Raw genomic sequence first — 13017 nt, 5'->3', positions numbered from 1 at the left:
ATGATCGGGTGAGACTGTCAGGGTCGCCGCTTCAGGCTTCCTTGAGGGTTCGCCTCTACGATGCGCCCTGTTCTCGCGTGGGAGATCCTGTTCGTGGCCGAAATCTCGAAGCTCCGAGACCTCGATGCGAGAATGGCCGAACGGCGTCAGGCCAGCACCAAGGTGCGGGATCTGGCCCGTCAGGAGCGGGACAGGACGGACTTCGAGAAGCCCTTCCTGTCGCCCCTCGGGTGGATGATCGCGGTCATCCTGAACTTCGCCCTGGTGCTGGTCGTGGGCCTCGGCACCGTGCTGGTCCCGCCCCTGATGGCCTGCCGCGAGCAGAGTGCGCGCGGTTTCTTCGCCGGCGATTCCTTCCAGGCCTGCGCCGGCCGGGGCATCTCGGCCAGCTTCCAGGACTTCGACCGTCGCATCCGCCGCCTCGTCCTGCGTTCGGGACAGTGAACGGCCGGCCTGACGGGGCCCGCAACGGCGGCTGCCGTCGCGGGCCCCGGGATGTCGGGATGACGCCCGGCCTCAGTTGAGGGTGACGCTCTCCGGCCGGCGCTCGGTGCTGAGGCCGGATTTGCCGACCTTCAGCCCGAGGGGACCGACCTCCACCGGCACCACTTCCCCATCGTGGATCAGCCCGGACAGGAGTTGCTCCGCCAGCCGATCCTGCACTGCCTTCTGGATCACCCGCTTCAGGGGACGCGCCCCGTAGGCCGGGTCGTAGCCCTTGTCCGCGAGCCAGTCGCGGGCCTTCGGATCGACGTCGAGGGTGATCTTGCGCTCGTCGAGGAGCTTCTGCAGGCGCTTCAGCTGGATCTCGACGATCGCACCCATCTCCGACCGCTTGAGACGGTGGAACAGGATGATCTCGTCGATCCGGTTGAGGAATTCCGGCCGGAAGTGGCTGCGCACCACACCCATCACCTCCTCGCGCACGACATCGGTGTCGTCGCCCTCACTCTGGTTGACGAGGTATTCCGAACCGAGGTTCGAGGTCATGATCAGGAGCGTGTTGCGGAAGTCCACCGTCCGACCCTGTCCATCGGTCAGCCGACCGTCGTCGAGTACCTGGAGCAGGACGTTGAACACGTCCGGATGCGCCTTCTCGACCTCATCGAACAGCACGACCTGGTAGGGCCGGCGCCGAACCGCCTCGGTGAGTGCTCCACCCTCCTCGTAGCCGACATAGCCCGGAGGCGCGCCGATCAGCCGGGCCACGGAGTGCTTCTCCATGTATTCCGACATGTCGAGACGCACGAGTGCCGTGTCGTCGTCGAAGAGGAAGCCGGCCAGGGCCTTGGTCAGCTCGGTCTTGCCGACGCCGGTGGGCCCGAGGAAGATGAACGAGCCGATCGGCCGGTTCGGATCCTGGAGACCGGCGCGGGCCCGGCGGACGGCGGTCGCCACCGCCTCCACCGCCTCGCGCTGCCCGACGACACGCTCGCCCAGCACCGTCTCCATGGCCAAGAGCTTGTCGCGCTCGCCCTCCAGCATCTTGTCGACGGGAACCCCGGTCCAGCGCGAGACAACACCCGCGATGTGGGCCGGCGTCACCGCCTCCTCGACCATGCCGTCGCGGACCACGGCGCTCTCGGCCTGGGCCTCGATCTCGGCGAGCTGGCGCTCCAGCCCCGGGATCACGCCGTAGGCGAGCTCGCCCGCGCGCTGGTACTGCCCCTGGCGCTGGGCCGAGGCCAATTCGTTGCGCGCCTCGTCGAGCTTGCGCTTGAGTTCGGCGGCAGCACCGAGCTTGTCCTTCTCGGCCTTCCAGCGCGAGGTGATCGCGGCGGACTGCTCCTCGAGGTCGGCCAACTCCTTTTCCAACCGCACGAGGCGGTCGCGGGAGGCGGAATCGGTCTCCTTCTTGAGGGCCTCGCCCTCGATCTTCAGGCGCACGATCTCGCGGTCGAGGTTGTCGAGCTCCTCGGGCTTCGAATCGACCTGCATGCGCAGGCGCGACCCGGCCTCGTCCATCAGGTCGATGGCCTTGTCCGGCAGGAAGCGATCGGTGATGTAGCGGTTCGACAGGGTCGCGGCCGCCACCAGCGCCGCATCCTGGATGCGCACGCCGTGGTGCTGCTCGTACTTCTCCTTGATCCCGCGCAGGATCGAGACCGTGTCCTCGACGGTGGGCTCGGACACGAAGACGGGCTGGAAGCGCCGGGCCAGGGCCGCGTCCTTCTCCACGTGCTTGCGGTACTCGTCGAGGGTGGTGGCCCCGACGCAGTGCAGCTCGCCGCGGGCCAGCGCGGGCTTCAGCAGGTTGGAGGCGTCCATCGCCCCATCCGCCTTGCCGGCCCCGACAAGGGTATGCATCTCGTCGATGAACAGGATGATCCCGCCTTCGGCCGCCGTGACCTCGGAGAGCACGCCCTTCAGCCGCTCCTCGAATTCTCCGCGGTATTTGGCACCGGCGATCAGCGATCCCATGTCGAGGGCGAGCAGGCTCTTGTCGCGCAGGGATTCCGGCACGTCGCCGTCGACGATGCGCAGGGCGAGACCCTCGACGATGGCGGTCTTGCCGACGCCGGGCTCGCCGATCAGGACGGGGTTGTTCTTGGTGCGCCGCGACAGGACCTGGATCGTGCGACGGATCTCCTCGTCACGGCCGATTACCGGGTCGAGCTTGCCCTCGCGCGCCGCTTCCGTGAGGTCGCGGGCGTATTTCTTCAGCGCATCGTAGGCGTTCTCGGCCGTGGCGTTGTCGGCGGTCCGGCCCTTGCGCAGGGCGTTGATCGCGCCGTTGAGCGAGGCCGGCGTGACGCCGGCCGCCGCCAGCGCGCGACCGGCCTCGGTGTCCTTCTCGACCGCGAGGGCGAGCAGCAGGCGCTCGACCGTGACGTAGCTGTCGCCCGCCTTCTCGGCCGCCTTCTCGGCGGTGTCGAACAGGCGCACGAGCTCGCGCGTCGCCTGCGGCTGGGACGCGTTGCCGGACACCTTCGGCTGCTTGGCGAGCCAGGCCTCGGTCTGCGCGAGGGCGACCCGCGACTGACCACCCGCCCGATCGATCAGACCGGCGCAGAGGCCCTCGGGATCGTCGAGCAGGACCTTCAGGATGTGGCCCGGCTGGAATTGCGGATGGCCCTCGCGCATCGCGAGGTTCTGCGCGGCCTGGACGAAGCCGCGGGCGCGCTCGGTATAGATCTCGAAATTCATCTGTGTCCCACCTCCCCGTGTCGGCACGACCCGCCGCCCGCTCCTCGCGGCACGACCGATCGCCGAGACGTCGCCCCCACGGCCGATGCCGCTGGAGACCCCGGCACCACCTGGCCGCCGGTCTTCGAGATGTAGTGTTGCAAATCGGCACCACAAGGGTGTGGAGCGCGATGGCAGGCGGCCGGCCGCGGGCTTGCGCCCGGATGCCTTTCAGGGCCACGCTCGGCGCATGACGGACACGCCCAGCCTGCGCCTCGACGCCCTCCATCGCTACCCCGTCAAGGGGCTCTCGCCCGAGCCGATGGACCATGCGACCTTGACGGCGGGTGACTACTTTCCGGGCGACCGCCTGTTCGCGGTGGAGAACGGCCCATCGGGCTTCGACCCGGCTGCCCCGGTGCACCAGCCCAAGATCAAGTTCCTGATGCTGATGCGCGACGAGGCGCTGGCGCAGCTCGACACGCTCTACGATCCCGAGGACGGGACGCTGACGATCCGCCAGGGTGGCGCGATCGCGGCCCGTGGCGACCTCGCCCAGCCGGAGGGACGGGCCGCCATCGAAGACTTCCTCACCCGCACCATGCCCGGATCCCTGCGAGGCCCAGCCCGCATGTTGTCGGCACCGGCCGGTTATCGCTTCACGGATTCCCCGCGCGGGTTCGTCTCGCTTCTCAACCTCGCCAGCGTCGCGGCACTCGAGACCATGACCGGCGCGGCGGTGGACCCCCTTCGCTTCCGGGCGAACCTCCACGTCACGGGCCTCCACCCCTGGGCCGAGCTCGATCTCGTCGACCGCACGCTGACGACGGAGGGCGGCGTGCGCCTGCGCATCCACAAGCGCACTCAGCGCTGCGCGGCGACCAATGTCGACCCGGTCACGGGCCAGCGCGATCTCGCAATCCCCCGCACGCTCGCGCAGCATCTCGGCCATACGGATTGCGGTGTCTACGCGGAGGTGCTGGAGGGCGGCGTGCTGACGGTGGGCGAGGCTCTCACCCTGGGCTAGATGGCGTCGCGGTGCACGAGGACGATGGCGGCGGCGTACCCGGCCCGGCGCAGATGGCGCAGGTCCGCGTGACGGCGCTCGCAGGTGACCTTGAGGTAGCGGCTCTCGCCTGCGGTCAGGCCCGTGGCGGCCGCGGCGGTCTGCCCGTGCATCAGGCACTCCATGGGGGTGCGGGCAGGGGCGACCATGACGTCGAGGGCGGTGTCGCGGGAGCAATCCTTGGCGAGGAGCGTCGCGGCGCAGACGAGGGCGACGGAGAGCAGTTCAGACATGACGGACCCCTTGTTCGAGATGGCGAATAAGGTCCGCGGTGTGGCTCCGGCGTGTGAGCGGCCGCGTGATCGTTGCCTTGGTGTTCCCCGTATCGTTGTTGTCGTTGGAGAGGGCGAAGCACGGCGTGTGCCAGCGTCGTGTCCCAGGAGGCGCGGATCACCGTCCTACGAGGATGGGGCCGCCGTTGGCACGACCTCGGTCAGCGGCGAATCTGCAACCAATGCGGCTCGGGCTCGGATCGCGGCAGGACGGCCGCGACGGCGTCGAGATCGACGGTAAATTGTTCGGTCAGGAGGCGCCAGACCTCGGATGGGGAGGCCGCCTGCGGGTTGAGCTGGTCGACCGCGCTGGCGATGTGGTGCGGGCTCAACAGGGTGGGACGCGGATGGTACGGATCGGCATTCAGCATGGTGCAGGATCCCCGGCGACTTTCCGATCATGGTTCGTCAACCTTAAGGAACCCTTACCGGTGAGCGGTTGCAACCCCGTTCTCGATGCCTCCGCGAAATGGTCCCGCGCGCGCTCCGGCAGCTCCGTCACGCGATGGGGGCCGGCAACACCCGGCATCGCCGCGTGAAATTCATTTCCCCGCTGCTTCGCACCGTCGCGATGCTGCGCTAGAAGCCCGGCGTCGCGCGCGGTGCCCGACGCGCCATCGAGGACGAGCCCCACGATGAAAGAACCGCTGCCCAACGTCCATGTGCGCGCCGAGGTCCTGGTCCAGGCCCTGCCGCACATGCAGCGCTACGACCAGGAGATCGTGGTCATCAAGTATGGCGGCCACGCCATGGGAGACCGGGCGGCGGCGGAGGATTTCGCCGAGGATATCGTGCTCCTGGAGCAGTCCGGCCTGAAGCCGATCGTGGTCCATGGCGGCGGCCCGCAGATCGGGCGGATGCTCGGCCGGCTCGGCATCGAATCGGAATTCCGCGGCGGGCTGCGCGTCACCGACGAGGCCACCGTCGAGGTGGTCGAGATGGTCCTGGCCGGCTCGATCAACAAGCAGATCGTCGGCTGGATCTCGGCCGAGGGCGGTCGCGCCATCGGCCTCTGCGGCAAGGACGGCAACATGGTGCGGGCCCGCAAGGCCACCCGGACCATCATCGATCCCGAGAGCCAGACCGAGCAGGAGGTCGATCTCGGCCTCGTGGGCGAGCCCGAGCACGTCGAGCGCGGCGTTCTCGACGCGGTGCTGAAGGCCGAGCTGATCCCGGTCCTGGCTCCCGTGGCCTTCGGGGCGGACGGCCAGACCTACAACGTCAATGCCGACACCTTCGCGGGCGCGATCGCGGGGGCGCTGCGGGCCAAGCGCCTGCTGCTGCTCACCGATGTTCCTGGGGTGCTCGACAAGGACAAGAAGCTCATCCCCGAGCTGTCGATCGACGATTGCCGCCGGCTCATCGCCGACGGCACCATCACGGGCGGCATGATCCCGAAGGTGGAGACCTGCATCTACGCCCTGGAGCAGGGCGTCGAGGCGGTGGTCATCCTCGACGGCAAGGTCAGCCACGCGGTGCTGCTGGAGCTGTTCACCGATTACGGTGCCGGCACCCTGATCCGTCGGGGCTGAACTCCCTCCCCTGCCTCGCGCTCAGGTCGCGCGGGGCAGCGTCCGCGGCCGGAAGGCCACCAGGGTCATGTCGTCCCGACGCGTCTCCTCGCCGCGATAGGCGGTGAGCGCCGCATCGAGGATCGTCACCTGCTCCGCCAGGGGCGCCGCCTGATGGTTGCCCAGGATCTCGGTCACGCCGCGATGGCCGAGGAGACGTCGGGCCGATCCGGCACCGCCCATCTGGTCGGTGATGCCGTCCGTCATCAGGTAGAAGGTCGTCCCGGGGGCAACGCGCAGGCGCGTCTCCTCGACGGCGAAGCGTTCGCCCGGCCGCTGCGGATAGCCGAGGCCGCGCTTGGCGCCGCGGATGCGGGTCACCGCCGCGCCTTCGAGGGTGGTCAGGGCCGAGCCGGCGCCGGCGAAGCGGATCTCGGCCGCGGCCGGGTCCCAGACGCAGAGGCCGCAATCGAGGCCGTCGTCGGATTCCGATCCCCGTCCGTCCTGGCGCAGCTGGGTCCGCACCATGCCGTCGAGGGCCTCCAGGATGGCGGCCGGATCGCGCAGGCCGCGCTCGTGAATCAGACGGTCGAGGGCGGTGGCGACGATGAGGGTCAGGAAGGCGCCCGGAACACCGTGCCCGGTGCAGTCGGCCACCAGCAGGATGCCGAGGCCGTCGATCTCCTCGAGCCAGAAGTAATCGCCCCCGACCAGGTGCAGCGGCTCCCAGAGCACCGCCACCTCGAGGCCCGTGCCGTCGAGGGCCGACCGGTCGGGCAGCACCGAACTTTGGATGCGGCGGGCGTAGCCGATGCTCTCCATCACCAGGTGGTTGGCCTGGGCCAGCTTGTGGTGCGCCTGCTCCAGCTGCTGCAGGAGCTGCTTGGCCTCGTCGCCGGCGCGGAGTCCGTCGACCATGCGGTTGAAGGCTTGGGAGATGACGTCGATCTCGTTGCTGGCGCGGAAGGCGCCATCGAGCTCCACCGGCACCCAGCGCTTGTGCTCGACCTCTCGCATGGCCAGCAGCAGGCGCTTCAGGGGGGCCAGCACGTGCCGCCGCACGTTGGCGTGCAGGGTCAGCACGAAGGCGAGCATCAGGATCAGGCTGGTGACGACGGCGAGGATCGCCTGCTTCTCGGCGTTGCCGCGCAGGGCCTCAGCCGAGATCGACAGGGTCAGGTGCCCCACCGGGGGGGCGACCGGGCCGGCGAAGAGATCCGCCTGCGTGGTGATCTGCTCGAAGGACCGCCCGCGCTTCGGCTCGCCCAGCGTCATCACCACGGTGCCGGCGGCGTCGCGCAGGGTCGCCGCGCGGAAGGCCGGGTCGAGGGTCAGGGCCTCCATCGGGCGGCGATAGACCTCCGGGCTGCCGCTCCAGCCGGGGCCGGCGATGGCCTTGGCGGTCAGGGACGCCATCAGGCCTGCGCGCTCGGTGTAGAGGTGGAGCTGGTCGCGATAATTGACCCAGGCGATGCCCATCTGCGTCACTAGGACGACCACCGCGATCACGGGATAGATCCGCAGGAAGAGGGTGTGGGCGAGGCTGTCGAGGTCACGCCCCTGGGCCGCGCCGCGCAGGGCGCCCGGACGCATCGCGCCCGGCTCGCCGGTCGGAACATCGACGAAGCCAGCCGCGCTGAGGAAATCGCTGCTGCGCCGCGGGCCGGCGCCGCGCAGGGACCGGCCGCGTCCCTCGCCGGAGGCAGGCCGGCTGCCGGCGGACGCGCCGGGGGCGGCTCCGAGGGCCGGGGTCTCGGCGGTCATGGCCGAATCGCGGCGCCGGAGGCGTCCGGCGCGCCGGGCCTCAGCGCGATACGATTGCGACCGCAATCCTTGGCCGCGTAGAGGGCCGCGTCGGCCCGCTGCATGGCGCTCTCCAGGGTTTCGCCCGGCTCGGACTGGGCGACGCCGATGCTCACGGTGATCCGCATGGCGGCATCCATCATGGGCACCGGCGTGGCGGCAACGGCCTCGCGCAGGCGTTCCGCGAAGGCCGCGGCGCCCTCCAGGCCGGTATCGGACAGGACAATGGCGAACTCTTCGCCGCCCGTGCGACCGATGAAGTCAAGGGTGCGCAGGTGCGCTCGACAGATCGCGACGAAGGAGACCAGCGCGGCGTCGCCGGCCGCGTGGCCGAAGCTGTCGTTGAGGAGCTTGAACCGGTCGAGATCGAGGATGAGGATGGAGACCGGGGCGCCGCTGCGGGCGTGGCGCAGCCATTCGCGCGCCGCGACCTCCATGAAGCGGCGACGCGCCAGGGCACCCGTCAGGTCGTCGGTATCGGCCAGACGCCGCAGCTCGGCCTCGAGCCGGGTGCGGTGCTCGATCTCACCGGACAGGGCGGCATTCAGGGCCTGGAGATCCCGGCGCTGATCGGCGAGGCGCTGGTTCGCCTTCTGCAGGTCGAGCTGCATCCGGTCGCTCATCCGGACCAGCCTCTGCTGCTCGCGAAAGCCCCGGCGATAGGCGTCGGCCAGCGCCTGGACGCCGCCGGCGACGTCCGAGAGCCCCGACAGCATCGCCTCGGTGCGGGTCAGCACCGCTTCCTCGGCGTCGTAGAGGCTGAAGGAATCAGCTGGTTCGGAGGCCGCGCCTCCGACGGCCCTGATCGCGCGGGTCATGCGGCCTCCCTCACCATCTCGAACCGCGCGTAGGAGAAATCGGCGGCGAAGTCCTCGCCCGCCTCCTCGATGGTCTCGTCACCATCGGCGAACCGCCAGCGCACCGTGACCGCGCGCCCTTCCTCGGCGGCGTCCTCGAGGGGCATGAACAGGTTCATCAGCGCTTTGGCGCTCGACGAGTTGAAGTAGGCCAGCCCGACCTCGAACACGATCGGGGTCGCGGAGGTGTCCGCCAGGTAGGCGCGCAGGGCCTGGAGCAGGGGGCCGAAGAAGGCGGCCGCATCCTCGGGGTAGGATTCGCCGTGCAGGGACAGGTGCCCGGTCGCGAAGTCGAAATCGACCCGCGGCGAGCGGTCCGTGGCGGCAAGCTGGATTCGGTCCATCGGTGGTCGGCCCGTCAGATATAGGCTTTGAGGCAGAAGAAGCTGCGCCCGGAGCCGAGCGCCTGGAAGTCGTACTCGACCGGGGCGCTGGAACGCCGTGCGATCTCGATCAGGCCGATGCTGCCGCCGAGGCTTCCCTCGTCCGGTGGCTGGCGGAGCTTCTCGCGGTAATACGCCTTCAGTTCGTTGCTGTTCAGGCTCGCGATGTGGTCGAGGCGGGCGCGCAGGGGCGGGACGTCGGGATCGGGCAACTCGTTTCCGCAGACGACGTAGAAGCGTCCCGCCTCCATGCCGACGACGATCACTCCGTTGCTGATCAGGCTCGCCTGCGGACCGGACGGTTTCACGACCTTGTCGGCGGAGTAGCGGATGACGTTCTGGGCCTGCTCGACGAAGATCGCGAAGACCCGCTTGGCCACCGACGCATCGGTCTCGCCCTGGCTCATGCGCAACTTGAGCACTTCGCCGAGAGAGAACAGGACATTCTCCGAGATGTCGCCGCCGAAGGAGAGGATCACGCCCTGGCGCCGGGACGCATCGAAGAAGTTCATGAAATCGCGTGCGAGCAATGCAATTTCTCCCGCCTCACGGGGCCGGCAGCAGACTTGGACGTCGCGCAATACCGCTCTGATCGAATAGCTCGTCGTTCGTATATGTGGAGTTAATCTGGCCTTTTCGTCACGTCTTTCCGCCAGCAAGCAGAATAGCGCCAGGACAATGACTAGGCTGCCTATTTCGAATCCACACAGGACTGATTCTGCCTAACCACTGATCACTCCATCTCGGGTGCGCGTGGAGAGGCGGCCGTCAACGAACCGGTCGGACGAGGTGGACCCAGGGTACGGCCGCGGGAATGCTTGCGGGATGCCGACGGCCATGCTCTGAAAAGCACGCGCCCCGCTTCCCTTCGCGGTGTCCGGTCCCCATCTCGAACGGCCGGGCTTCGCGGCCCACCCAGAACCACATCGACCGACCTTGTTTCTGCCCGGCGAACCCCACTTCACCACCGCCCAATCCCGCGGCTTTCGTCAGGTCGACACCTGGGTGTTCGATCTCGACAACACGCTCTATCCGAGCGACGCCCGCGTCTGGCCGCAGGTGGACGAGCGCATCACCCTCTACGTCATGCGCCTATACGGACTCGACGGTCTTTCGGCTCGGGCGCTACAGAAGTATTTCTACCATCGCTACGGGACGACCCTGAAGGCGCTGATGGTGGAGTCGGCCATCGATCCGCACGACTTCCTCGACTTCGCCCACGATATCGACCATTCGTCGATCCGCCTCGACCCGGCGCTGGGCGCTGCCATCGAGCGCCTGCCCGGCCGCAAGCTCATCCTCACCAACGGATCGCGCCGGCACGCCGAGAACGTGGCGGCCAAGCTCGGCATCCTCGACCACTTCGAGGACGTGTTCGACATCGCCGATGCCGATTTCATTCCGAAGCCCGAGCGCTCCACCTACGAGCGGTTCCTGAAGCGCCACGGCGTGGAGCCGCGCCGGGCGGCCCTGTTCGAGGACATCGCCCGCAACCTGATCGTGCCGCACGACATCGGCATGTCCACGGTGCTGGTGGTGCCTCCGACGATCGACCCCTTCCGGGAAGCCTTCGAGCAGGAAGCCGTGCGCGAACCGCATATCGACCACATCACCAGCGATCTCGCCGGCTTCCTGGCGGAGCGCGTGTTGCCGGAACTCCCGTGAGCGGCGGCGAACCGGACTGGACGTCGGCTCGGGCACCGGACCTCGGTGCGATCGAGGATCTGGCGCATGCGGCCTTCGCCAATCTGCCCCTGGCATTCCGGAATCTCTGCGCCGGCCTTGTGATCCACGTGGAGGACTTCCCCGACGAGGAGACCCTGCGGGAGATGGATTGCGAGAGCCCCTTCGATCTCCTCGGCCTGTTCCGTGGGATCGGTCTCGCCCAAAGCGGCGAGGCGGCGACCGGACAGATGCCGAATCAGGTCTGGCTCTACCGTCGCCCCCTGCTCGACGACTGGGCCGAGCATGACGAGACCCTCGGCCACCTCGTCACGCAGGTCCTCGTCCACGAGATCGGGCACCATTTCGGCCTCTCCGACGCCGATATGGAGGCAATCGAGGCGGCTGCGGACGCCTGAGGCGTCAGGCTTTCTGGGCGGACGGCAACAGGCTGGCCTTGGGCCGGCGGGTGCGGAACTGCCCGCGCTCCACCGCGACGAAAACCAGGACTGCGAGCGCCAGGGTGGTGAGCCACCACATCACCGTCATCCCGACGCCGATGCAGGCGATGAGGAAGGCCGAGGCGAAGGCCGCCATGGCGCCGGGCACCAGCACCGATGCCTCTCGACCCGCGCGGCGGATCGCAGCGTGCAGGGCGAAGGCCGCCGCGAAGGCCCCGACGAGGCCGAGTTCGTACCAGAGCTCGAACAGCAGGGTCCGCGGCGCGTTCATCGGCAACAAGTTGACGTAACGACCTCGCAGGGCCGTCTCGAGACCGTGCCCGGTGACGAGCCGCAGCGGCTCGCTGGTCACGATGGTCTGCCAAGCCTTGAGGCTCAGGACGCCGGGCGCACGCCCGCCGAACACCGTCGCACCGATCGGCCGGGCGATGAAGGGCAGGACCGGTCCCAACACCAGCAGGGTGGCCGCCGTGACGCCGAGGAGGCGCGGCGCGAGCATGGGCCGGAAGGCCGCGAGCGCGAAGGCGACCGCACCCACCGCCAAGGCGACCAGGGTTGTCGGACCGGGCGAGACCAGGAGTGCGACCGAGACGAGCAGGGCGAGCCCGAGGGCCTCGCTGTTGCGCCCGCGCGAGCGGAGCCACGAGACGGCCGGCCAGACGAACAGGATGAGCAGGATCAGGCCCCGGTCGAGGATCGCGTCCTCGTCGGGTCCGAGGAGCCCCTGTCCGAACGGCCCCTGCCCCGTGAGCCCAAGCCCGATGGCGAAGAAGGCCGCCGCCGCCACGCCCACCGGCAGGAGATAGAGGTTTGCCGAGCGCATGCGGTCCGGCAGGGCGAGGTAGGCCGCCATCGTCATCAGAAGCGTGGCGATGACGTTGAGCAGCCGTTCGGTGGCGAGGCTCAGAAACGGCGTCCAGACCAGCGACAGGGCCGACCAGAGGATCACCAGGCAGCCGGCCAGGAAGGCGGGCGAGCGCAGCAGGCGCGTGGAGGCCGGACGGACCGGTCGCGCGCGGCCGTCGATGGCGCTCGCCAGGAGCAGGAGTGCGATGGAGATCGGCGCGAGGATGACCACCGCGCGGCGGGCGACCTGCGCCGCCACCGGCATGATCACGAACAGGCCGATGAAGCCGATGCGACGCAACAGGGCGGCGGCATCGATGGCTGGGTCGACCGAGGTGGAAGGAACGCGCGCCATGGGTTCGAAGGAGGCCGTGAAACGGCGCCAGGATGAGGCCCGCGCGCTAACCGTCAGACCCTAGTGCAGCCGCGGGAGCCGCGCTGTAGACGCCGGGCAACAGTCGCGTCCTCACGCCGGTCGGGTCATGGACTGCCGGCCACGACCCGCCAGGAGCCACCGACCGAGATCGGCGAGGATGCGCCAGCCGACCCAGGTGGCCAGGAAGCCGAGCAGGCCGGCGGTCAGACCGTCGACGGTGGTGGGGATCGCCGGAGTGTAGTCCTGGTAGGTGGCCCGCGCGAGGGCGAGGTCGGGATCGCGCATCAGGGCCACGACGCGGCCGAGGGGGCCGCCGGCCTCCGCGAGCTCCCGGCGCTGCCGCTCAAGGGCGGCGAGGCGCACGATATCCTGGCCCGCCGCCTCGCCGCGCCGGGCGACGAGAGGGTCGCCGTCGCCGCGCAGGCGTGCCACCGCATCGTCGCGACTGCGGCCGGTGGCAACGGCATCAGCCTCGAGACCGGAGACCACGCGGCGCAGTTCGTCCAGGGTGCCGCCGAGCCGCTGGGCATATTGCTGGGCGAATTCCGGCGCCTGCGCCGCCAGCGCGCCGCCGAGGAGTCCGAGGGCAAGCCCCAGGGTGCGTAGGACGCGAAACACCGGCCTCTCCGCGCGGGTGGCAATGGGGGACAAGGG

General features: G+C 69.3%; 14 protein-coding genes. 5 read left to right on the top strand and 9 right to left on the bottom strand.

Annotated elements, in window-relative coordinates; genetic code table 11:
* The first annotated feature begins 60 nt into the window (after positions 1-60).
* Complete coding sequence (locus ASG63_RS09990; RefSeq protein WP_056215220.1) at positions 61-444, top strand: hypothetical protein; 384 nt, start codon at positions 61-63, stop codon at positions 442-444.
* A 72-nt stretch (positions 445-516) separates the two neighbouring features.
* Here the strand turns inward: ASG63_RS09990 and clpB are convergent, their stop codons facing one another.
* Complete coding sequence (gene clpB, locus ASG63_RS09985; protein ID WP_056215216.1) at positions 517-3147, bottom strand: ATP-dependent chaperone ClpB; 2631 nt, start codon at positions 3145-3147, stop codon at positions 517-519.
* Positions 3148-3376: 229 nt separating this feature from the next.
* On the opposite strand from clpB, the gene ASG63_RS09980 reads away from it, so the two are divergent.
* Positions 3377-4153, top strand: coding sequence for an MOSC domain-containing protein (locus ASG63_RS09980; protein WP_056215213.1), 777 nt, complete (start codon positions 3377-3379; stop codon positions 4151-4153).
* On the opposite strand, the gene ASG63_RS09975 is transcribed toward ASG63_RS09980, so the two are convergent.
* Positions 4150-4425, bottom strand: coding sequence for a hypothetical protein (locus tag ASG63_RS09975; protein WP_056215210.1), 276 nt, complete (start codon positions 4423-4425; stop codon positions 4150-4152). The two genes, ASG63_RS09980 and ASG63_RS09975, sit on opposite strands and share 4 nt — an antisense overlap.
* A gap of 200 nt (positions 4426-4625) precedes the next feature.
* Positions 4626-4835, bottom strand: a complete 210-nt coding sequence (locus tag ASG63_RS09970; RefSeq protein ID WP_056215206.1) for a hypothetical protein — start codon at positions 4833-4835, stop codon at positions 4626-4628.
* A 264-nt stretch (positions 4836-5099) separates the two neighbouring features.
* On the opposite strand from ASG63_RS09970, the gene argB reads away from it, so the two are divergent.
* Positions 5100-5996, top strand: a complete 897-nt coding sequence (argB, locus tag ASG63_RS09965) for an acetylglutamate kinase (RefSeq protein WP_055947887.1) — start codon at positions 5100-5102, stop codon at positions 5994-5996.
* Positions 5997-6017: 21 nt separating this feature from the next.
* Here argB and ASG63_RS09960 read toward each other — a convergent pair whose 3' ends face one another.
* The 4 genes from ASG63_RS09960 to ASG63_RS09945 are packed head-to-tail and all read right to left on the bottom strand — an operon-like array spanning position 6018 to position 9548.
* Positions 6018-7739 (bottom strand): SpoIIE family protein phosphatase, encoded by a 1722-nt coding sequence (locus ASG63_RS09960; RefSeq protein WP_056215203.1) that lies wholly within the window; start codon positions 7737-7739, stop codon positions 6018-6020.
* Complete coding sequence (locus ASG63_RS09955) at positions 7736-8596, bottom strand: GGDEF domain-containing protein (RefSeq protein ID WP_056215200.1); 861 nt, start codon at positions 8594-8596, stop codon at positions 7736-7738. Before ASG63_RS09955 ends, ASG63_RS09960 begins: the two co-directional genes overlap by 4 nt.
* Entirely contained in the window at positions 8593-8979 is a 387-nt protein-coding gene (locus ASG63_RS09950) for a DUF1987 domain-containing protein (protein WP_056215197.1), read from the bottom strand. Before ASG63_RS09950 ends, ASG63_RS09955 begins: the two co-directional genes overlap by 4 nt.
* A 14-nt stretch (positions 8980-8993) precedes the next feature.
* Positions 8994-9548, bottom strand: coding sequence for a SiaB family protein kinase (locus tag ASG63_RS09945; protein WP_056215194.1), 555 nt, complete (start codon positions 9546-9548; stop codon positions 8994-8996).
* A 406-nt stretch (positions 9549-9954) separates the two neighbouring features.
* Here ASG63_RS09945 and ASG63_RS09940 point away from each other — a divergent pair, with 406 nt between their 5' ends.
* Entirely contained in the window at positions 9955-10683 is a 729-nt protein-coding gene (locus ASG63_RS09940; protein WP_056215191.1) for a pyrimidine 5'-nucleotidase, read from the top strand.
* A complete protein-coding gene (locus ASG63_RS09935) occupies positions 10680-11099 on the top strand; it encodes a metallopeptidase family protein (protein WP_056215186.1) in 420 nt (139 codons plus the stop codon). The genes ASG63_RS09940 and ASG63_RS09935 overlap by 4 nt, the downstream gene beginning before the upstream one ends.
* Before the next feature lie 4 nt (positions 11100-11103).
* On the opposite strand, the gene ASG63_RS09930 is transcribed toward ASG63_RS09935, so the two are convergent.
* Entirely contained in the window at positions 11104-12342 is a 1239-nt protein-coding gene (locus tag ASG63_RS09930) for a hypothetical protein (protein WP_056215183.1), read from the bottom strand.
* 111 nt (positions 12343-12453) lie between these two features.
* Positions 12454-12981: a DUF2937 family protein gene (locus tag ASG63_RS09925; protein ID WP_056215179.1), complete on the bottom strand. Its 528-nt coding sequence runs from the start codon at positions 12979-12981 to the stop codon at positions 12454-12456.
* Positions 12982-13017: the final 36 nt, after the last annotated feature.

The organism is Methylobacterium sp. Leaf94, assembly GCF_001426045.1.
Classification (GTDB): domain Bacteria; phylum Pseudomonadota; class Alphaproteobacteria; order Rhizobiales; family Beijerinckiaceae; genus Methylobacterium.
The sequence above is the reverse complement of the archived record's forward strand: the minus strand, read 5'-3'. Positions and strand labels throughout refer to the sequence as shown.

Coding starts and splice junctions, on each gene's coding strand:
- ASG63_RS09990 (WP_056215220.1), top strand. CDS start 61: ATGCGCCCTGTTCTCGCGTGGGAGATCCTGTTCGTGGCCGAAATCTCG.
- clpB (WP_056215216.1), bottom strand. CDS start 3,147: ATGAATTTCGAGATCTATACCGAGCGCGCCCGCGGCTTCGTCCAGGCC.
- ASG63_RS09980 (WP_056215213.1), top strand. CDS start 3,377: ATGACGGACACGCCCAGCCTGCGCCTCGACGCCCTCCATCGCTACCCC.
- ASG63_RS09975 (WP_056215210.1), bottom strand. CDS start 4,425: ATGTCTGAACTGCTCTCCGTCGCCCTCGTCTGCGCCGCGACGCTCCTC.
- ASG63_RS09970 (WP_056215206.1), bottom strand. CDS start 4,835: ATGCTGAATGCCGATCCGTACCATCCGCGTCCCACCCTGTTGAGCCCG.
- argB (WP_055947887.1), top strand. CDS start 5,100: ATGAAAGAACCGCTGCCCAACGTCCATGTGCGCGCCGAGGTCCTGGTC.
- ASG63_RS09960 (WP_056215203.1), bottom strand. CDS start 7,739: ATGACCGCCGAGACCCCGGCCCTCGGAGCCGCCCCCGGCGCGTCCGCC.
- ASG63_RS09955 (WP_056215200.1), bottom strand. CDS start 8,596: ATGACCCGCGCGATCAGGGCCGTCGGAGGCGCGGCCTCCGAACCAGCT.
- ASG63_RS09950 (WP_056215197.1), bottom strand. CDS start 8,979: ATGGACCGAATCCAGCTTGCCGCCACGGACCGCTCGCCGCGGGTCGAT.
- ASG63_RS09930 (WP_056215183.1), bottom strand. CDS start 12,342: ATGGCGCGCGTTCCTTCCACCTCGGTCGACCCAGCCATCGATGCCGCC.